15 protein-coding genes are annotated in these 19,801 nt (G+C 74.3%); 8 read left to right on the top strand and 7 right to left on the bottom strand.

The features are described from left to right. Positions 1–12 precede the first annotated feature (12 nt). The 5 genes from ACFYW5_RS15935 (at position 13) to ACFYW5_RS15915 (ending at position 8,929) form a co-directional block, all read left to right on the top strand. On the top strand, positions 13–1,458 hold the full coding sequence (locus ACFYW5_RS15935; protein ID WP_389417579.1) for a PLP-dependent aminotransferase family protein: 1,446 nt from the start codon (positions 13–15) through the stop codon (positions 1,456–1,458). Positions 1,459–1,579: 121 nt separating this feature from the next. Then, positions 1,580–3,154, top strand: coding sequence for an alkaline phosphatase D family protein (locus tag ACFYW5_RS15930; RefSeq protein ID WP_389417578.1), 1,575 nt, complete (start codon positions 1,580–1,582; stop codon positions 3,152–3,154). A gap of 129 nt (positions 3,155–3,283) precedes the next feature. Next, a complete protein-coding gene (locus tag ACFYW5_RS15925; RefSeq protein ID WP_389417577.1) occupies positions 3,284–4,702 on the top strand; it encodes an SWIM zinc finger family protein in 1,419 nt (472 codons plus the stop codon). Continuing rightward, positions 4,699–7,323 carry a DUF6493 family protein gene (locus ACFYW5_RS15920; RefSeq protein ID WP_389417576.1) on the top strand — a complete coding sequence of 875 codons (2,625 nt, stop codon included), beginning with the start codon at positions 4,699–4,701 and terminating at the stop codon, positions 7,321–7,323. The genes ACFYW5_RS15925 and ACFYW5_RS15920 overlap by 4 nt, the downstream gene beginning before the upstream one ends. A gap of 199 nt (positions 7,324–7,522) precedes the next feature. Next, a complete protein-coding gene (locus ACFYW5_RS15915) occupies positions 7,523–8,929 on the top strand; it encodes a GNAT family N-acetyltransferase (RefSeq protein WP_389417575.1) in 1,407 nt (468 codons plus the stop codon). Here ACFYW5_RS15915 and ACFYW5_RS15910 read toward each other — a convergent pair. Continuing rightward, positions 8,926–10,125 (bottom strand): trans-sulfuration enzyme family protein, encoded by a 1,200-nt coding sequence (locus tag ACFYW5_RS15910; RefSeq protein ID WP_389417574.1) that lies wholly within the window; start codon positions 10,123–10,125, stop codon positions 8,926–8,928. The genes ACFYW5_RS15915 and ACFYW5_RS15910 overlap by 4 nt on opposite strands. 60 nt (positions 10,126–10,185) lie before the next feature. On the opposite strand from ACFYW5_RS15910, the gene ACFYW5_RS15905 reads away from it, so the two are divergent. Beyond that, complete coding sequence (locus ACFYW5_RS15905) at positions 10,186–10,677, top strand: Lrp/AsnC family transcriptional regulator (protein ID WP_389417573.1); 492 nt, start codon at positions 10,186–10,188, stop codon at positions 10,675–10,677. Positions 10,678–10,709: 32 nt separating this feature from the next. Continuing rightward, positions 10,710–12,398, top strand: a complete 1,689-nt coding sequence (locus ACFYW5_RS15900; protein ID WP_389417572.1) for a DUF885 domain-containing protein — start codon at positions 10,710–10,712, stop codon at positions 12,396–12,398. Between the two features lie 168 nt (positions 12,399–12,566). Here ACFYW5_RS15900 and ACFYW5_RS15895 read toward each other — a convergent pair whose 3' ends face one another. Then, entirely contained in the window at positions 12,567–13,049 is a 483-nt protein-coding gene (locus tag ACFYW5_RS15895; protein ID WP_389417571.1) for a rhodanese-like domain-containing protein, read from the bottom strand. 164 nt (positions 13,050–13,213) lie between these two features. Here ACFYW5_RS15895 and ACFYW5_RS15890 point away from each other — a divergent pair, with 164 nt between their 5' ends. Then, positions 13,214–13,660 carry an Lrp/AsnC family transcriptional regulator gene (locus ACFYW5_RS15890; RefSeq protein ID WP_389417570.1) on the top strand — a complete coding sequence of 149 codons (447 nt, stop codon included), beginning with the start codon at positions 13,214–13,216 and terminating at the stop codon, positions 13,658–13,660. A gap of 4 nt (positions 13,661–13,664) precedes the next feature. On the opposite strand, the gene ACFYW5_RS15885 is transcribed toward ACFYW5_RS15890, so the two are convergent. The 5 genes from ACFYW5_RS15885 to ACFYW5_RS15865 all read right to left on the bottom strand — a co-directional run bounded on the left by ACFYW5_RS15885 (position 13,665) and on the right by ACFYW5_RS15865 (position 19,331). Continuing rightward, entirely contained in the window at positions 13,665–16,658 is a 2,994-nt protein-coding gene (locus ACFYW5_RS15885) for an AAA family ATPase (RefSeq protein ID WP_389417569.1), read from the bottom strand. After that, positions 16,655–17,818 (bottom strand): exonuclease SbcCD subunit D, encoded by a 1,164-nt coding sequence (locus tag ACFYW5_RS15880; RefSeq protein WP_389417568.1) that lies wholly within the window; start codon positions 17,816–17,818, stop codon positions 16,655–16,657. Before ACFYW5_RS15880 ends, ACFYW5_RS15885 begins: the two co-directional genes overlap by 4 nt. 104 nt (positions 17,819–17,922) lie before the next feature. After that, complete coding sequence (locus ACFYW5_RS15875; protein WP_389417567.1) at positions 17,923–18,549, bottom strand: YigZ family protein; 627 nt, start codon at positions 18,547–18,549, stop codon at positions 17,923–17,925. A 24-nt stretch (positions 18,550–18,573) separates the two neighbouring features. Further along, positions 18,574–19,116, bottom strand: a complete 543-nt coding sequence (locus ACFYW5_RS15870; protein WP_389417566.1) for a SixA phosphatase family protein — start codon at positions 19,114–19,116, stop codon at positions 18,574–18,576. Then, positions 19,113–19,331 carry a hypothetical protein gene (locus ACFYW5_RS15865; protein ID WP_389417565.1) on the bottom strand — a complete coding sequence of 73 codons (219 nt, stop codon included), beginning with the start codon at positions 19,329–19,331 and terminating at the stop codon, positions 19,113–19,115. The genes ACFYW5_RS15870 and ACFYW5_RS15865 overlap by 4 nt, the downstream gene beginning before the upstream one ends. Positions 19,332–19,801: the final 470 nt, after the last annotated feature.

The following is a 19,801-nucleotide window of genomic DNA, read 5'->3' as shown; positions in this document are numbered from 1 at the left end:
AGGTCCACTTTCATGACGGCGTCACAGACCAATCCGGATGACCACACGGGGGCGGCCCGGACGGGCACGGGCTCGGCCGCGTGGGAACTGCTGCTGCCCGCCGCCTCCGCGCCGGCCCGCGCGCGTGGGCGGGCGTTGCAGGCCGCGTTGCGGGAGGCGGTGCGCTCCGGGCAGCTCACTCCGGGAACGCGCCTGCCCTCGAGCCGCGACCTCGCCGCCGACCTCGGGGTGTCCCGGGGGCTGATCACCGAAACGTACGAGCAGCTCACGGCGGAGGGCTATCTGCGCAGCGGCCGGGGCGCCGGGACCTGGGTGGGCGGTGCCGTACGGTCGGCGCGGCCCCGTGCGCACGACCTCGCGCCGCGCTCTCCGGGCGCCCGGGCCGACTTCGTGCCCGGCACCCCCGACCTGTCGCTGTTCCCGCGCGCCGCCTGGGCCGCGGCGCAGCGGGGCGTACTGGCCGAGCTGCCGCACCAGGACCTCGGCTACCCCGACCCGCGCGGGCTGCCCCGGCTCCGTACGGCGCTGGCCGAACTGCTGGCCCGGCGACGGGGTGTGGTCGCGGACCCGGAGCGGCTGGTGGTCGTCTCCGGGGTGGCGCAGGCGACGACGCTGCTCGGTTTCGCGCTGCACGCGCGCGGGATGCGCACGGTCGGCGTGGAGGACCCCGGCAGCCCCCAGCACAACGCGCTCTACGCCGCCGCGGGCGTCGCCGCCGTGCCGCTGCCCCTGGACGAGGAGGGCCTCGCCCTCGACCCGCTGCGGGCCTCGGACACCCGGTCCGTGGTGACCACCCCCGCGCACCAGTACCCGACCGGGATCGCGTACTCCGCGCGGCGCCGCGCCGAACTGCTGGACTGGGCGCGGTCCGTGGACGGATTCGTCCTGGAGGACGACTACGACGGCGACTTCCGCTACGACCGCGCTCCGGTGGGCGCGCTGCAGGGCCTGGACCCGGAGCGGGTGGCCTACGCGGGCTCGGTCAGCAAGTCGCTCGCGCCGGGACTGCGGCTCGGCTGGCTGCTCGTCCCGGAGGCGCTCGCCGACGACGTCGTCGAGCGCAAGCGGACGATGGATCTCGGCCATCCCACCATCGACCAGGCGCTGTTCGCCCGGTTCGTGGAGCGCGGGGACTACGACCGGCAGTTGCGCCGCTGCCAGCGCGCCTACCGGGAGCGGCGCGACGCCCTGGTCGCCGCGCTGGAGGAGTACTTCCCGGGGTCCCGGGTGTCGGGCATCGCCGCCGGGCTGCATGTGATCGCCCTCCTGCCGAAACGGTTCGGGCCCGAGGAGGACTTCCTGGCGCGCACGGCCGCGGCCGGCGTGGCCGTGCGCCTGCTCTCCCACTGCGCACACGCGCGCGGGGAGCACGACGACGTACGGCTGGTCCTGGGGTACGCGCACCTGTCCCCGGCCCGGATCCGGGAGGGCGTGCGGGCCATGGCCGAGGCGGTGTGAACCGGCCGCCGGTTCCTCTGTCCCGGCGGTCAGTTGTTCACTTGCGGTTTCCGTGGGCGCTGCGGCGCCCCAGTAGGTGTGGCACTGCACACTGGCCGGATCCCGTCCTGGAGGCTCATCCATGTCACACCGTCCGCTCCCCGGCCGCCGCAGCGTTCTGCGCGGCTCGCTCGCCGCCTCCGCGGCCCTGTCCCTGCCCACCGCGCTCGGCGCGGCGCCCGCGTTCGCGCTGTCCGGGCGGCCCGAGGCGGCCTGGGGCGTGCAGACGGGCGATGTGACGGCGGACTCGGGCCTGGTGTGGGTCCGCTCCGACCGGCCCGCCCGGATGATCGTCGAGACGTCCGCCACCGAGTCCTTCCGCAACCCGCGCCGATGGCACGGCCCCCTGCTCGGCGCGGGCACCGACTTCACCGGTACGACCCGGCTGCGCGGGCTGCCCTCCGGCGAGCAGATCCACTACCGAGTCCTGCTCGCCGACCCCGACGACCCGCGCCGCACCGGCGAGCCGGTGACCGGTACCTTCCGCACCGCGTCGGCCAGGCGGCGCGACGGTGTCCGGTTCGTCTGGTCCGGCGACCTCGCGGGCCAGGGCTGGGGCATCAACCCCGACCTCGGCGGCTTCCGCATCTACGACACGATGGCCGGCCTCGACCCGGACTTCTTCCTCTGCAGCGGTGACAACATCTACGCCGACGGCCCGATCAGCCCGACCGTGGCCCTGCCCGACGGCCGGACCTGGCGGAACATCACCACCGAGGAGAAATCGAAGGTCGCCGAGACGCTGGCGGAGTTCCGCGGCAACTTCCGCTACAACCTGCTCGACGAGAACCTGCGCGCCTTCAACGCCCGGGTCCCCTCGATCATCCAGTGGGACGACCACGAGGTCACCAACAACTGGTACCCGGGCGAGATCCTCGGCGACTCCCGCTACACCGAGAAGCGCGTCGACGTGCTCGCCGCCCGTGCCCGGCAAGCGTTCGCGGAGTACTACCCGATCTCCACGCTGCGCCGCCCCGACGGCCGCGTCTACCGCACCCAGCACCACGGCCCGCTGCTGGACGTGTTCGTGCTGGACATGCGCACCTACCGCAACGCCAACTCGCCGGACGACCAGACCACCGATCCGGTGGGCATCCTCGGCCAGGAGCAGCTGGAGTGGCTCAAGCGCGAGCTGTCCCGCTCCCGGGCGGTGTGGAAGGTCATCGCCTCCGACATGCCGATCGGCCTGGTGGTGCCGGACACCGGCGACGGGAAGCCGAACATCGAGGCGGTCGCGCAGGGCGACCCGGGCGCCCCGCTCGGCCGGGAGCTGCAGATCGCCGAGCTGCTGCGGTTCATCAAGCACCGGCGGATCACCGGCACGGTCTGGCTGACCGCCGACGTCCACTACACCTCGGCGCAGCACTACCAGCCCTCGCGGGCCACGTTCACCGACTTCGCACCGTTCTGGGAGTTCGTCTCGGGTCCGCTGAACGCCGGCTCCTTCCCCGCCAACGCGCTCGACAACACCTTCGGGCCGGAGCGGGTCTTCCTCAAGGCTCCGGCGGTCGCCAACGTCTCCCCCGCCGACGGCTACCAGTTCTTCGGCGAGGTCGACATCGACGGCGACAGCGGCGAGCTGACGGTACGGCTGCGCGAGCAGGACGGCACCGTGCTGTTCACCCAGGTGCTCCAGCCGGGGCGGGTCGGCCAGTAGGCGGCGTACCCTTCACCCGTGTCGCGCACCGGCGTCATCCCCCGGCGCGCGGCACCTTCAAGACGGCCTCGCTGAGGGCGTTTTCGCAGGTGGGAACCGGTTGTCAGTGGTGGCCTCTACGGTTTTCCCATGACGCGATCACTGCACGCAGTGGCCTATCGCCGACCCTCCGTGCTGGACTCCACCGCGGACGGCCGGCGCCTGGGCCTGGAGACCTCACGGGGCGCGACGCCCACCGGCACCACCGACCATCCCCGCTTCTTCACGGGGTTCCTGACGGCCCCTCAGGCGGCTTCCGCCGGGCTGCTGGCGGTGGCCGACGTGGCGGCGGCGCGCTACTTCCAGCGGCAGTTGCGCGCCTCGCTCGATCCGGTGGTGACCGGCAACGGCGACCGGCTGCGCTTCGAGTCGTTCTCCGGCTGCGGCGGCGTATACGCCCGGCTCGACGTGCTGACGGCGGGCCTGGACGGCGACGAGGTGGGCCACGGCACGACCAACGTGGACGTCAACAACCCGCTGCGCGAGGCGCTGTCCAGGATCGGCACGGACGATCCGCTGCACCTGCGCGTCGGTCCCGACGACCTGACGGTGACCACGCTGGACGGGCCGGTGGTGGAGAAGAAGGTCCCGCTCCCCGACCGCTGGCTGCGCGGATTCGCCGAGTCCCAGGTGATCGCCGCCGGCTTCGACCTGCGCGCCGAACTGCCCGCCGCCGAGGCGGTGCGGTTCCTGCGCGCGCTGCCGAAGGCCGGACCGCGCGGCGCGGTGGGAGGTCCGCGCTGGGTGGTCCCGGCGGGCCGCGGACTGCGCCCGACCACCCGCGCGGTGCCCGGCGCGGTCTGTCTGCCGGGCCCGGAGCGGCTGAGCGCGCTCCAGCGGGTCCTCCGGCACGCCACCACCTTGCGGGTGTACGGCCCCGCGGTCGGCGCGGGTTCGGCGGCGACCGCCAGTGCCTGGGAGATGGTGCTCCCGGGGATGCGGCTCACCCTCACCCTGTCGCCCGACGCCTCCCGCGGCTTCTCCGGCGAGGGCGGCGTCCTCGACGCGCTCGCCACCGACGAGGCCGCCGGGGACGCGGAGCTGATCTCGGTGCTCCTCTCCTGGGAGCCGCGCATCGACGTCACCGACCTCGCCGCCGCCTCGGGCCTCGCCCCCGACCGGGTGCGCGCGGCCCTGGTCCGCCTGGGCACCTCGGGCCGGGTCGGCTACGACACCGCGGAGGCGGCCCATTTCCACCGGGAGCTGCCGTACGACTCCGCGCGCGTGGAGCGGCACAATCCCCGGCTGCGCTCCGCCCGGGCCCTGGTGGCGGCGGGTGCGGTCGCCCTGGACGGCGCCCTCGGCACGGTGACCGCGGAGGACGGCCATCTGCACCGGGTGCGGGACGAGGCGGGGGTGCTGAGCTGCACCTGCCTGTGGTGGGGGAAGTACCGGGGCGGGCGCGGACCCTGCAAGCACGCCCTGGCGGTACGGATGGTGCGGCGCGGCGCCGCGGCTGAGCAGGGGACGGCAGCGGCGACGGCACGAGTCGACGGGGGTGTGCGATGAGTTCGCTGATGGACGCGGTACGGGCGGGACGGATCGCCGAGGTGGCGAGCCTGCTGGACGGGATGACGGACGCCGAACGGCGGGACATCTTCCCCGAGTTGAAGGCGCTGCGCAAGGAGTTGCGTCCGGACCGCTGGAGCGAGCGGGGGCAGCGCATCCTGCCCGCCCTGCATCTGGCCGGCGCCGCCTGCCAGACCGGGGCCGCGGCCGTGGCGAACTGGCTGGCGGCGACCGACTTCCTCTGGGCGTCCGCCTCGCCGGCCCGGCTGGTCGACGCCCTCGCCGACCGGGACCTCGTCTGGATCGCCGATGTCATCCACCGGCTCGCCCGGCGTCCGGTCGGTGCCCGCGTCCCCTTCGAGCTGATGACGGGCCTGGTACGGCTGGCCGCCTGCCCGGTGCCCACGACCGACGCGTACCTCCAGGGCTGGCTGAGGCACGTCGGCAGCACCTGGGCGCGCCTGGGCTCCCTCTCCGACCGGCTCCGTCAGGAGCCGCAGCTGGCGGAGCTCGTGGCCGCGCTCTTCGAGATCGAGGACATCGGCTCGGTGCTCGGCTGGATCGCCGGGGAGGGACACAACAGCTGGCCCGCGTCCCTGGCCCGCCTCACCGAGGACGGCACCCTGGACCGCAAGTCGATGCTGGACGGCTGTGTGGCGCGCCTGCTGCGGGGCGGCCGGGCGTCCGACGTGCGGGTGTTCCTCCAGCTGTTGCAGGCGCTGGCCCCGACCCCTCAGGAGGAGCGGGAGCGGGTGGCCGACTGGACGGCGCTCGCGGCGGACGCCGCCTCCCCGGTCGCCGGGCACGCCCAGTCGGTACTGGCCGGGCTCGCCCTGGCCGGCGAACTCCCGCCCCGGCGGCTGGCGGAGATGTCGGAGGCGGTGCTGTTCCGCACCGAGAAGAAGCTGCTGCGGGCCCAGCTCGTGCTGCTGGGCAAGGTCCTCGCCCAGGACGCCTCCGGGGTCGACGCGCTGCTGCCCGCCCTGGCACAGGCCCTCGGGCACCCGGACTCCGAGGTGCGGGAACGCGCGGTCAAGCTGGTGGAGCGGCACGCGCCGAGGATCGGCGACCCGCGAGTGCGGGAGGTACTCCTCGCCGGCGCCGAACAGGCCGGTCCGGTCCTGCGTGCCCGGGTGGCCGAGGCCCTGGGCAGCGTCCCCGTCCCGACGCAGGGGTACGAGGAGGCGCTGCCACCGGTACCGGTGCCGTTGCGCCTGGCGCCCGCCGCGGAGTCTGCGGCCGAACTCGCCGAAGAGGTGGGGGCGTTGCTGGCGGGCGGCGCCGATGACATGGTCGCCTTCGAGCGCACCCTCGACGGCTTGGTGCGCCATGCCCACCGGGACCCGCGCGCCCTGCGGGAAGCCCTCGAACCGGTGGTGAGCCGACTGAGCTGGTTCACCGCCGACACCGTCCATGCGAGCAGCTTCTTCGGCCACCGTCATCTGGAGGTCGTCCTCGCGGGCCTGCTGCGCACGTCACCGGGTGAGGGCTTCCGTGCGCCGCTCCAGGACCCGCTGTCCGGGGCGGGCTGTGTGCACAGCCCTCTCGGTCGCGCCTTCAACGCCCGGATATGGGAGATCGCGCACCGGGTCCACGCCGATCCGCCGCCCTTCCTCCTGTCCACCCCCACCTGGAGCACCGGCATTCTCGAGCCTGACGAGCTGGTCACCCGGCTCGGCAGCTACCGCGAGCTCGGCGTCCGGGTGGTGCCCGCCGACTTCGCCCAGGCACTGCTGCGGGTCCGCCGCCAGGACCACACGGCGGCCGGGGCAGCCGCGCAGCGGGCGGCGGCGCTCGGCAGCCCCGAGGGCACGCGTCTGGCACAGTGGCTCACCGCCGACGGGCCGGCCCTGCCACCCGTGCGACGGCGCACCGTGGGGCCCCGGGTCCTGTTGGAGTCCGGCGAACTCGCGGAGCTGCAGCAGGACTTCCCGCCGGACTTCCAGCCCCTGGGCGGACCGGTGACCGTCTACCAGGAGCGCTGGCGCTGCTACCACTGGGACGCCGACCTGCGCCCGCACTGGACGGCCCTGCTGCCCGAGCGGCGCGAACTCGTGGCGGTCCGGCTGCTGCGGGACTTCTCCTCGCTGGCCGTGGACGACACCCGGGGCGCCGCCGGGATACTCCCCCGGCTCGCCGAGTCGGACGGCGCGGCAGGTCCCGCCCTGCATCTGGGCGTCGCGTACGCGCTCGGCGCGCGGCACGAGGAGGACCGGCTCGCCGCCGTGGACGCCCTGCTGGTGCTGGCCGCACGGGGACAGCTCGACGCGGAGCGGCTGGGTGCCGACCTCGGGGAGCTGATGGGCAGGGGGGCGGTCAAGCCGGTGCGGCTCGTGGAGTCCGTGCGGACGGCGGCGGCGACCGGGGCGAACTCCACGGTCTGGGAGATACTCCGGCACACGCTGCCCGCCCTGCTCGCCGGCCTCGCCGGTGACCGGCCGCCCGCCCCGCCACGCGGGCTCGCGGATCTGCTGGCCCTGGCGGCGGACTGCGCCGAGCGGGCCGGTGCGCGGGGCGAGGTGCCGCACCTGGCGCAGACGGCCGGGCGGGGCGGCTCCTCCCGTCTGGTGGCCCAGGCCCGTCGGCTGCGCAGCACGCTGGTCACGGAAGTGGCCGCCTGACGTAGCCCACTACGCCGTATGCCCGGGGCCCGGCGTGGACACGGGCGGACGACCGGGCAGGAGGCGGAGGTCGGCCGACGCCAGCGACACAACAGCAACAGAAACGACAAAAGGTGCAGAATCGATCTTTACCGCCCGGACACAAAGCGTTCGTGATCACGCAACACCATTCCTTCACAGTGGCTGCATGAGTCGAGACATGTCTGATGTGACGCGTGCGAAGCACGGGCGCCCCGTCCACCACTGGCGGCGGGACGTCATCGAACTCGCCGCGCTCTTCACGGCCGTCGCGGTGGCGGACGCCGTGGCCAACCTGGTCGGGCACGGCCCGGACGGACCGGAGCTGCTGCTGGTGTCGGCGGTCCTGCTGGTCGCCACGGCCGCGTTCCACACGTGGTGGTCACGCCGCCACGGCCACGCACCGCCGACGGACGATACCGGTGCCCGGCCCGCCGCTGAGCGGCAGGCCGGGCCGTCGGACCCTTCGTCGCAGCAGCCGGCCGGGGGCACCCCCGGCGAGAGCACGCTGTGGCGGATGCGGACGACCGTGAAGGACGAGCCGGGATCCCTGGCCGTGCTCTGCACGGCCCTCGCCGAGCGGCGGGTCGACATCCTGAGCCTCCAGACCCATCCGCTGGGCGACGGCACGGTGGACGAGTTCCTGCTGCGCGCCCCCGGCGACCTCCCGGTCGCCGAGATCACCCGGGCCGTCTCCCGGGCGGGCGGCACCAGCACCTGGACCGAGCGCGCCGATGCCCACGACCTGGTGGACGCGCCGACCCGGGTCCTGGGCCTCGCCACCCGCACCGCCCTGGACGCGGCGGAACTGCCGCTCGCGCTGCGGCAGTTGCTGGGCCGTTGCACCATCCGCCAGCTGCCCGCAGCGCCGGTCGCCGGACGGGCGCCGGAGGGCGTTCCGGTGGAGGGCGTCCTGGAGGACACCGTGATGCGGCTGCGGGCCCCCGAGGGCGGAGTGATCACCGTGGAGCGGCCCTATCTGCCGTTCACCCCCACCGAGTTCGCGCGGGCGCGGGCCCTGGTGGAACTGGACGCCCGGCTCGGCCCCCGGGTGCCGCGCAGCCAGGACGTGCTGACGCTGCAGGAGGGCAGCGACATCACCGTCCGGCGGGCCGACACCGGCGATGTCGAGGCCGCGAAGGCCATGCACGAGCGGTGCTCGTCGCGGACGTTGGGCACGCGGTACCACGGGCCCGTAGGTGACGCGGACCGGTATCTGAACCACCTCCTCAGCCCGCGGTTCGGGCGGACGCTCGCGGTTCGGACGGCGTCCGGGCGGATCGTGGGACTCGGCCACCTCCTGTGGGACGGGGACGAGACGGAGGTCGCGCTGCTGGTCGAGGACGCGTGGCAGCGGCGCGGGATCGGGACGGAGTTGCTGCGCAGGCTGGTGGGGATGGCTGTCGAGGCCGGGTGCGAGAGCGTGTACGCGGTGACTCAGTCGTCGAACACCGGGATGGTGGCTGCCATGCGAGGGCTCGGGTTGCCGCTCGACTACCAGATCGAGGAGGGCACGCTGGTGATCACGGCCAGGCTCGCCTCGCAGGTGCGGGTGGGTGTGGAAGAGGCCGCGCGCCGTAGGAGCTAATGCCGTATGGCGGGTGCGGGTGTTCTGTGGCTTGTCGCGCAGTTCCCCGCGCCCCTAGGTGGGTTCCCGCCCAGGGCGTTGTCCAGATCTGTCCAGAGGTCTTCCACGTCCTCCAGGCCCACCGACATGCGCAGCAGTCGGTCGCTCACCCCGGCGTCCCTTCGGTCACCCTCGTTCACGATGCGGTGGCTGATGGACGCCGGGTGCTGGATGAGGGTGTCCACGCTGCCGAGGCTGACCGCCGGGGTGATCAGGCGGACCGCGGCGATGACCTCGTGGGGGTCTTCCGCCACCTCGAAGGCGACCATCGCGCCGCCGATGCCCGGGTAGTGGACCCGGGTCACCCGGGGGTCGGCGGCGAGGCGGCCGGCCAGTTCGGCGGCGGTCGCGGAGGCCGCGCGGACCCGCACCGGGAGCGTGGACAGGCCGCGCAGCAGCAGGTAGCCGGCGAGCGGGTGCAGGACCCCGCCGGTGGCGAAGCGGATCTGCCGCAGGCGTCCGGCCAGTTCCTCGTCGCAGGCCACCACGCCCGCCATCACGTCGCCGTGTCCGCCGAGGTACTTGGTCGCGCTGTGCAGCACCAGGCGCGCCCCCTGCTCGGCGGGGCGCTGGAGCACCGGGGTGGCGAAGGTGTTGTCCACGAGCAGCGGGACCGAGCCGCAGGCGTGGGCGACGGCACGCAGGTCGACCTCGGCGAGGGTCGGGTTGGCCGGGGACTCCACCATCACCAGGCCGGTGTCGGGACGCAGCGCGTCCTCGATGCCGGCCGGGTCCGTCCAGGTCACCTCCGAGCCGAGCAGACCGGCGGTCAGCAGGTGGTCGCTGCATCCGTACAGCGGGCGTACGGCGACGACATGGCGCAGGCCCATCGAGGCCCGTACCAGCAGCACCGCGCTCAGCGCGGCCATGCCGCTGGCGAACGCCACCGCGCAGTCGGTGCCCTCCAGCCGGGTCAGGGCGGTCTCGAAGCGGGCGACGGTCGGATTGCCGAGGCGTCCGTAGACGGGCGGTCCGTCCGGGTCGGCGCCGGTCTCGGCGAACGCGTCGATGCGGGCGGCCTCGCCGCGGCTGTCGTAGGAGGGGTAGGTCGTGGACAGGTCGATCGGCGGGGCGTGCAGGCCCAGACCGGCGAGGTCGTCGCGGCCGGCGTGCACGGCTTCGGTGGCCAGAGCTCTCGAGCGCACAGGGATCTCCATGGGCGGAAGAGTGAACGCCGACCGGGTCACGGGAGGCGAACACCGTGCTACGTTCGGCCGGTGGCCGAAACTGTCGTACTGGATCCGGTGGATCTTCACCTGCTGCGGCTGTTGCAGAACGACGCCCGGACGACGTACCGGGATCTCGCCGCGCAGGTCGGGGTCGCGCCGTCGACCTGCCTCGACCGGGTGACCCGGCTGCGGCGGGCGGGGGTGATTCTCGGCCATCAATTGCGGCTGGACCCGGCGAAGCTCGGGCGTGGGCTGGAAGCGCTGCTGTCCGTGCAGGTCAGACCGCATCGGCGGGAGCTGGTCGGGCCGTTCGTGGACCGGATCCGGGCCCTGCCGGAGTCGCGGACCGTCTTCCACCTCACCGGTCCCGACGACTACCTGGTCCATGTCGCGGTGGCGGACATGACCGATCTTCAGCGGCTGGTTCTGGACGAGTTCACCTCGCAGCGGGAAGTGGCGCGCGTGGAAACCCGGTTGATCTTCCAGCAGTGGGAGTGCGGCCCGCTGCTCCCGCCTTCGCCCTCGGCTCAATCCGGGTGACGCCCGGCGGGCGCCGTACGAGGATGGTCCGCATGTCAGAGACCAAGAGCCCGCTGCCCCGCGCGGTCGCCGACGCCTATGTCGACGACCTCATCGCCCTCGATCCCGTGACCGGTACCTATCTCGGTGTGAAGGAGAGTTCGAGCCGTCTGCCCGACCTCTCGCCCGCCGGCCAGGAAGCGCTGGCGGAGCTGGCCCGGGCCACCCTGGCACGGCTCGACGAGGCCGAGCGGCAGCCCGGCGCGGACAGCGACATCGAGCGCCGGTGCGCCCGCCTGCTGCGGGAACGGCTGACCGCCGAACTCGCCGTGCACGAGGCCGACGAGGGCCTGCGCGCGGTCGGCAACCTGGGCACGCCCGCGCACTCGGTGCGGGAGATCTTCGCCATCACCCCGGCCGAGACCGAGGAGGACTGGGCGGCCATCGCCGAGCGGCTGCGCGCGGTGCCCGCGGCGCTGGCCGGTTACCGCGAGTCGCTCACGCTGGGCCTGGAGCGCAAGCTGTACGCGGCACCGCGTCCGACCGCCACCTTCCTGCAGCAGCTCACCGAGTGGGCGGACACCGGTGCGGGCCGGGGCTGGTTCGAGGACTTCGCCGCCGCGGGCCCCGAGGCGCTGCGCGGCGAGCTGGACAAGGCGGCCCGCGGGGCGACCGCGGCCGTGGTGGAGCTGCGGGACTGGATGCGGGACGTGTACGCCCCGGCCATCGAGGGCGCCCCGAACACGGTGGGCCGGGAGCGCTATGCCCGGCTGGCGCGCTACTTCAACGGCACCGATCTCGACCTGGACGAGGCGTACGCGTACGGCTGGTCCGAGTTCCACCGTCTCCTCGGCGAGATGCGGCAGGAGGCGGAGAAGATCCTGCCCGGCGCCGAAACGCCGTGGGTGGCGCTCGGGCATATCGACGAGCACGGCCGGCACATCGAGGGCGTCGACGAGGTGCGGGCCTGGCTCCAGGGCCTGATGGACCGGGCGATCGAGGAGCTGGACGGCACCCACTTCGAGCTCGCCGAGCGGGTGCGCCGGGTGGAGTCCCGTATCGCCCCGCCCGGCGGCGCGGCAGCCCCGTACTACACCGGTCCGAGCGAGGACTTCTCCCGTCCGGGCCGCACCTGGCTGCCGACGATGGGCAGGACCCGCTTCCCGGTCTACGACCTGGTGTCGACCTGGTACCACGAGGGAGTTCCGGGCCATCACCTCCAGCTGGCGCAGTGGGTGCACGTCACGGACCGGCTCTCCCGCTACCAGGCCACCGTCGGCCAGGTCAGCGCCAACTGCGAGGGCTGGGCGCTGTACGCGGAGCGGCTGATGGACGAGCTGGGCTTCCTCACTGACCCCGAGGAGCGGCTCGGCTACCTCGACGCGCAGATGATGCGCGCGGCCCGCGTCATCGTCGACATCGGCATGCACCTGGAGCTGGAGATTCCGGCGGACTCGCCGTTCCACCCGGGTGAGCGCTGGACGCCGGAGCTGGCCGAGGAGTTCTTCGGTGCGCACAGCAGCCGCTCGGCGGAGTTCGTGGAGAGCGAGCTGACTCGCTATCTGACGATTCCGGGGCAGGCGATCGGCTACAAGCTGGGCGAGCGGGCCTGGCTGCTGGGCCGCGAGAAGGCGCGCGAGCGCCAGGGCGACGCCTTCGACCTCAAGGCCTGGCACATGGCGGCCCTCTCGCAGGGCTCGCTGGGCCTGGACGACCTGGTCGACGAACTCGCCCGGCTGTGAACCGGACCGAGCGGCGGCAGCCGCCCGCCTGAGCGGTGCCCGGTCCGCCTCGTCCGGCGCGAGCCGCGCGACGAGGCGGACCGGGCCGCCGCCCTCGACAGCCCCGGCAACCCCCTCGCCGGGCCGGCGTACGGAATCGGTGTCCCCGGCACCTGTGGGCGGGCGCTGTCAGCAGCCGCAGTCCTCGCTGTCGACCGGCGCGGTGAGCGGGTCGGCGGCGCCGCGAGCGGGGCCCTGCCAGGTCTCGTACGCGAAGCCCTCGCGGGCCCAGTACTCGAAGCCGCCGAGCATCTCCTTGACCTGGAAGCCGAGTTCGGCGAGGGCGAGGGCGGCCCGGGTGGCGCCGTTGCAGCCGGGGCCCCAGCAGTAGGTGACGACGGGCACGGACTTGTCGAGGAGCTGCTCGGCCTGCTCGGGGATGAGCGCGGTGGGCAGGTGGACGGCGCCGGGGATGTGGCCCTGGTCCCAGGAGGCGGTGGACCGGGAGTCCAGGACGACGAACCCGGGGTCGCCGTCGGCCGCCAGGGCGGCGGCCACGTCGGAGACGTCGGCGTGGAAGACCAGGCTGGCGCGGAAGTAGGCGGCGGCCGCGGCCGGGTCCGCCGGGGCCACCCGCAGGACGGGGTTGACGGCGGTGGTGACGCTGCTCATGATCGAGCCCTTCCGTGGTCGCTCCTTCGGCCTCGCGGTCGCCGCGGTCACGGCTGCCCCGAAGGCTCCTGACCAGAAATCTACGGCCCGAAGATCAACTCCCTGAAGGGCCGATCCCCGGCACTCCTCTTGATCGGCCGGGGAATCCCCTGTTAGCTCCGGCCATGACCACGTATTCACCGGACGCCACCGACTGGCGCATCCTCGATGTCCTCCAGCGCGAGGGCCGGGCCAGCTTCGCCGAGCTGGCGCGGGCCGTGTCGATGTCCGCGAGCGCGGTCACCGAGCGGGTGCGCAGGCTGGAGGAAGCCGGTGTCATCCAGGGCTACTCGGCCGTGGTGGCGCCGGAGCAGCTGGGCCTGCCGATCCTGGCCTTCGTCCGGCTGCGGTATCCGACCGGCAACTACAAGCCGTTCCACGACCTGGTGGCCGTGACGCCGGAGATCCTGGAGGCGCACCATGTCACCGGCGACGACTGCTTCGTGATCAAGGTCGCCGCCCGCTCGATGCGCCACCTGGAGGAGGTCTCGGGCAAGATCGGCGCGCTCGGCTCGGTGACCACGTCCGTCGTCTACTCCTCCCCGCTGCCCCGCCGACCGCTGGGCCGGTAGCCGCTCAGCCGGCGCCGCGCTGCCGCAGGGTCGATCCCGAGCGGCCCTTCACGACCTCCAGCTGGGCGTGGATGCGCCGCCGCAGATCGGCGACGTGGCTGACGATGCCGACGCTGCGGTCGCGTTCCCGCAGCGAGTCGAGGACGTCGAGGACCTCGTCCAGGGTCTGGTCGTCGAGGCTGCCGAAGCCCTCGTCGATGAAGAGGGTGTCCAGGCGCACCCCGCCGGCCTCGTCGGTGACGACGTCCGCGAGGCCGAGGGCGAGGGCCAGCGAGGCGAAGAAGGTCTCGCCGCCGGAGAGCGTCGCCGTGTCCCGCTCGCGCCCGGTCCAGGCGTCGACGACATGCAGCCCGAGACCGCTGCGGCCGCGTCCGGCGCGGTCGTCGGAGTGGACGAGGGTGTACCGGCCGGACGACATGCGCCGCAGCCGTACGGTCGCGGCGGCGGCCACCTGTTCCAGGCGGGCGGCGAGGACGTAGGACTCCAGGCGCATCTTGCGTTCGTTGTCCGCCGAGGTGCCCGCGGTGAGGGCGGCCAGGCGGGCAACCCGGTCGTACTGGGCGCGCAGTGGCGCGAGCCGCCGTGCGCCCTGGGTCGAGCGGGCGGAGAGCCGGTCGAGTTCGGCGCAGCGCCGCTCGGCGGCGTCCCGCGCGGAGGCGGCGGCCCGCAGCCTCCGGCCCGCCTCGGCCGCGGCCTCCTCCGCCCCGGCCAGGTCGGCGGCGGGTCGCTGGGCGGCGGCCGTCGTGTCGGCCTCCCCGAGCACGGCTCGTACGGCGGCCTCCTCGGACTGCCACGCGTCCAGGCGCCGTTGCAGTTCCCGGTGGGCGGTGTCGTCCAGGAGGGCGTCGGCGGCGGCCTGCGGTGTCTGGAAGCCCGCGCGGAACGCGGCGTCCGCGAGGCGCGCGTCGGCGGCCTTGAGCCGCTGCGCGCTGTCCTCGGCGGCGCGGGCGCTGTCGGCGGCGTCGGTGAGCAGAGCGACCTGGCGCTCCAGCTCGGCGGCCCGGGCGGCCACGCTGTCCAGGGCGCCGCGCGCCTCGGTCAACACCGCTTCCAGGGAGTCCCGTTCGCGGTCCAGGCGGTCCCGGTGGCCGATCCGCGCGGCGGCCCTGACCTCCGCCTGCTGACGTGCCGCCACCCGCCGCTCGTGCTCCTGCTCGGCGCGGCGCAGTTCCTCGTGCGCGGGGTGCAGCGCGGAGGCGTCCCGGCGGGCCTCGGCGAACAGGCGCTCCAGCTCCGCGACCTCGTCGGCGAGTGCGGGGGTGGGCGTGTCCCCGGCCTCGGCGGTGGCGGCGGCCAGCGCCTCGCGGACGACGCCGAGCCGCCGTTCCCGCTCGGCCTGGCGCTCCTCCGCGGCCTGGAACGCGGCAAGCGCCGTCTCCTCGGCCTCGCGGTCGACGTGCCCGGCGTCCTTGCGGGCGGGCGCGGGGTGCTCGGTGGCGCCGCAGACGGCGCAGGGCTCGCCGTCGGTGAGCTGGGCGGCGAGTTCGGCCGCGATACCGTTCAGGCGGCGCTCCTTCACCTCCAGCCAGTGCGCCTTGGCGGCCAGCGTGTCGTCCTGCGCACGGCGGGCCCCGTCGGCGGCGGTGTCGGTGTCCTCCGCCAACTGGTCGCGCAGTCTGGCCGCCTTGAGCCGTACGGCCGCGGACTCCCGCTGGACGGCGAGCTGTTCGGCGCGGGAGGCGGCCTCCTGGGCGCTGTCGATCCGCGCCTGGAGTCCCGCGCGGGTCGCGTCCCACCCGGCGAGCCAGCTCTCGGCTTCCTGGAGGATGTCCTCGTCGGCCCGCTCCTGGCGGTCCAGCCCGGTGCGCTCCTCGGCGAGTTCGGCCAGCCGCCGCTCGGCACGGCGGGCCGAGTCCAGGCCGCCCAGCTCCTCGGCGGCCCGGCGCGCGGCGGCCGCGAGTCCGGCGGCGCCCGCGTCGGCGAAGGCGGCCGGCAGCAGGCCACGCGTGTGGGCCCCGGCCGCCGACGCCCGCCGGTGTTCGGCCTCGGCGGCGTCCCGCAGCTCCAGGGCGGGGGCCACCGCCTCGGCCTTGCGGCCCCGCTCCATCCGCGCCTGCGCCGCGCGGTGGCCGTCGGCGCGCTCCTCCAGTGACCGCGCCCGCTCCCGCGCCTCGGCGAACCTGCGCTGCAACCGGGCGGTTTCGCGTACGTCGGCCAGTGCGCGCTCGGCGCCGGCCTGGGCGGACTCGGCGGCGGCGAGGCGGCAGTGGGCGACGGTCAGTTCCTCGCGAGCGGTGCTCCGGGCCACGGCGGCGGCGCTCAGGACGGCCTCGGCGAGTCCCGGTTCGCCCGGCGTCAGGTCGGGCAGCTCCATGGCGTCGCCCGCCGCCTGTTGCATGCGGTGGGCGTCGGCCAGCAGGGCGGCGTCGCCTTCGCGGACCTCCGCCTCGGCCGCGCGCCGGCGCTCGGCGAGGCGCTTTTCGACCTCGGCGAAGCGGTGGGTGTCGAAGAGCCGGCCGAGCAGTCGGCCGCGCGCCTCGGCGTCGGCGCGCAGGAAGCGCGCGAAGTCGCCCTGGGGCAGCAGCACGACCTGGCAGAACTGTTCGCGGCTCATGCCGAGCAGCTGGGTGATCTCCTCGCCGATCTCCTGGTGGGAGCGGCTGAGGTCCTTCCAGGCGCCGGTCGTGGCGTCGTACTCGCGCAGCCCGCTCTGTGCCTTGTCCAGGGTGGTGCCCGAGCCGCGCTTCTTGGGGCGCTCCCAGGGCGGCTGCCGGGTGATCTCCAGCCGGCGTCCGGCGACGGTCAGTTCGAGGGTGACGGAGGTACGGGTGCCCGGCGCGGCGTGGTCGCTGCGCAGGGTGAGGCCCTGGCCGTTCTGCCGGGCCCCGGGCACCGCGCCGTACAGCGCGTAGCACACGGCGTCGAGCACCGAGGTCTTGCCCGCGCCGGTGGGGCCGTGCAGCAGGAACAGTCCGGCCGCGGACAGGTCGTCGAAGTCGACGCTCTGGGAGCCGCCGAAGGGGCCGAAAGCGGTGATGTCGAGGCGGTGCAGCCTCATCGGGCCACCTCCCGCACCACCGCGTCCGCGCGCACGGTGTCGAACGCGTCCCGCAGCACCCCTTGCTCGTCCTCGTCCGGTCCGGCGCCGCGCACATGGGCGACGAAGTCCTCGGCGATCTGCTGGTCGCTGCGTCCGGCCAGCCGTCTGGCGTAGGAGACGTCCGGGTCGTCCGGGGCGCGGTCGGGGTCGAAGACGAGGCTGAGGGTGTGCGGGAAGCGCTCGGTGAGCCGGGCCATGGGGTCGGCCGGACGGACCGCGTCGGTGAGGGTGGCCTCGATCCAGGCGTCCTCGTGCCGGGCGAGGGCCGGATCGGCGAGCAGGTCCGCCAGCTCCCCCCGGATCCGGGCGAGGGCGCGCGGCGCGGGGCAGTCGATCCGCTCGGCCGTCACGACGCCGTCGGCGTCCAGGTCGACCAGCCACATGGTCTTGCGGTGGTCGGCCTCCGAGAAGGAGTACGCCAGCGGGGAGCCGGAGTAGCGCACGCGCTCGGTGATGGTCTGACAGCCGTGCAGATGCCCGAGCGCCGCGTAGTCGACGCCGTCGAAGACGCCGGCCGGGACCGCGGCCACCCCGCCGACGGTGATGTCCCGCTCGCTGTCGCTGGCCTCGCCGCCGGTGACGAAAGCGTGCGCCAGTACGACGGAACGGGTGCCGCGCGCGCGTGCGGCGAGGTCGGCGCGGACGCGGTCCATCGCGGCGGCCAGCACCGCCTCGTGCCCTGCCTTCTCCACCGCGAACTCGTCCTTCACCAGGGCCGGTTCGAGGTAGGGCAGGCCGTAGAAGGCCACCTCGCCATGACGGTCGGCCAGCACCACCGGTGTCCCGCACGCCGAGGGTTCGGTGCGCAGATGGATGCCCGCGCGGTCGATGAGCCCGGCGCCGACACCGAGCCGGCGGGCCGAATCGTGGTTGCCGGAGATCATCACCGTGGGCACCCCGAGATCGGCGAGGCGGTGCAGGGCCCGGTCGAACAGTTCCACGGCGGCGAGCGGCGGCACCGCGCGGTCGTACACGTCTCCCGACACGAGCACCGCGTCCACCTCGCGCTCGCGCACGGTGGCGACGAGGTGGTCGATGAACCCGGCCTGGGCGCCGAGCATGTTCACGCGGTGGAACGCCCGGCCCAGATGCCAGTCGGAAGTGTGCAGGAGCCTCATGATCCCCGAAGACTAACGGCCGGGTCTGACATCACGGGCGGTTACTCCCGTATCAGCCCGTCATGACCGCACCGGGCGACGCCCGTTGCGCCCGATTCCATCCGTTATGCGTCTCCGTAGGCCTCTCCCCCGAGCTCGAACCGGGCCGTCCCCGCGGACGCGTCGGCGAGCCAGGACCGGAAGGCGTCCACGTCGGCGTCCGAGAGGCCGATGTCGAGGGTGACGTGCTCGCCGTAGCGCACGTCCCGTACCTCGCGTCCGGTGGCGCGCAGGTCGTTCTGGATCTTCCCGGCGCGCTGGTGGTCGACGGTGACGGTGGCAAGGCGGAAGCGGCGGCGGGTGAGGGTGCCGAGGCTGTCCAGGGCCTCGCCGACGGCACCGCCGTAGGCCCTGATGAGGCCGCCCGCGCCGAGCTTGACGCCGCCGTAGTAGCGGGTGACGACGGTGACGACGTACCGCATGTCGCGGCGCAGCAGCATCTGGAGCATGGGGACGCCCGCGGTGCCGCCCGGTTCGCCGTCGTCGCTCGCCTTCTGGATGCCGGCGTCGGCGCCGATGACGTAGGCGTAGCAGTTGTGGGTGGCGTCGGCGTGTTCCTTGCGGACGGCCGCGATGAAGTCCTGGGCCTCCTGTTCGGTGGCCGCCGGGGCGAGGGCGCACAGGAAGCGGGAGCGGTTGACGTCGGTCTCGTGCACGCCCGCGTGGGCCACTGTGCGGTACTCGTCCTGCATCCGGTCAGCCTATGCCAGGCGCCGTCAGCGCTTCTTTCCCCGGGGCACGGTGAACCAGGTCAGCAGGGCGGTACCGGGGGTCAGGGCGGTCCAGTCGCTGCCGCGCCAGGCCAGGACGGCGACGGCGGAGGTGGGGAACTTCACCCTCACCTGCTCCAACGCGTCGTCCAGGCTGTCCCCGGCCAGCTCGACCACCAGTTCCTCGAGCCCGGGGTTGTGGCCGACCAGCAGCAGCGTCTCCACGGCGGTGGGCGTCTCGTGCACGGCGGCGAGCAGCTCCGGTACGTCGGCCGCGTACAGCCGCGGCTCGTAGCGCACCGGAGGCGGGGTGCCCCACTCGGCGAAGGCCAGCTCCCAGGTCTGTCGGGCGCGTACGGCGGTGGAGCACAGCGCTAGGTCGGGCAGCAGGTCGGCCTCGGCGAGCGCCCGGCCCGCGGCGGGGGCGTCCCGTCGCCCGCGCGGGGCGAGCGGCCGCCGGTGATCGGGCACCCCGTCGGGCCACGCGGACTTGGCGTGCCGCAACACCACCAGCCGCCGCAACGGGCCCGTCCCGGCACGCGCGATCATTCGGGGGCTCCTGGGGCGGGGATCGAATCCGGCCGGCCGGATTCAGCGAGGACGCGGTCCGGGACGCGGCCCCGGGCACGGTCCGGGACGCGGTCGGGGGTGCGGTCCGGGACGCGGTCCGGGGTGCGGTCCGGGACGCGGTCCGGGGTGCGGTCCAGGACGCGGTCGGGGGTGCGGTTCGGGACGGCGGTGCCCCGGCGACGCTGATCGGACACGCCCGCACGGCACAACGGGCCCGTCCCGAGGGGCGTGATCCCGCTGGGGAACCCAGGTCGCTGGGGCGGACCGGACCGAGCGGCCGGCCGACCCGCGGCGGACACCGTCCGGCGGCACCGATCGAGCACGCCGACAGCCCACGACCACCGCACCTCGACCCAGCGACCCGCTCCGATGCGCGCGATCACGTCCGGGACCCCCAACCGCAGGGACGTTCCAGGCCGAACGGCCGGCCGACCCGCGGCGGACACCGTCCGGCGGCACCGATCGAGCACGCCGACAGCCCACGACCGCCGCACCTCGACCCAGCGACCCGCTCCGATGCTCGCGATCACGTCCGGGACCCCCAACCGCAGGGACGTTCCAGACCGAACGGCCGGCCGACCCGCGGCGGACACCGTCCGGCGGCACCGATCGAGCACGCCGACAGCCCACGACCACCGCACCTCGACCCAGCGACCCGCTCCGA

Origin of the sequence: Streptomyces sp. NPDC002779 (assembly GCF_042888685.1) — a bacterium.
Lineage (GTDB): Bacteria > Actinomycetota > Actinomycetes > Streptomycetales > Streptomycetaceae > Streptomyces.
This window is presented reverse-complemented; position numbering and strand designations above follow the sequence as displayed.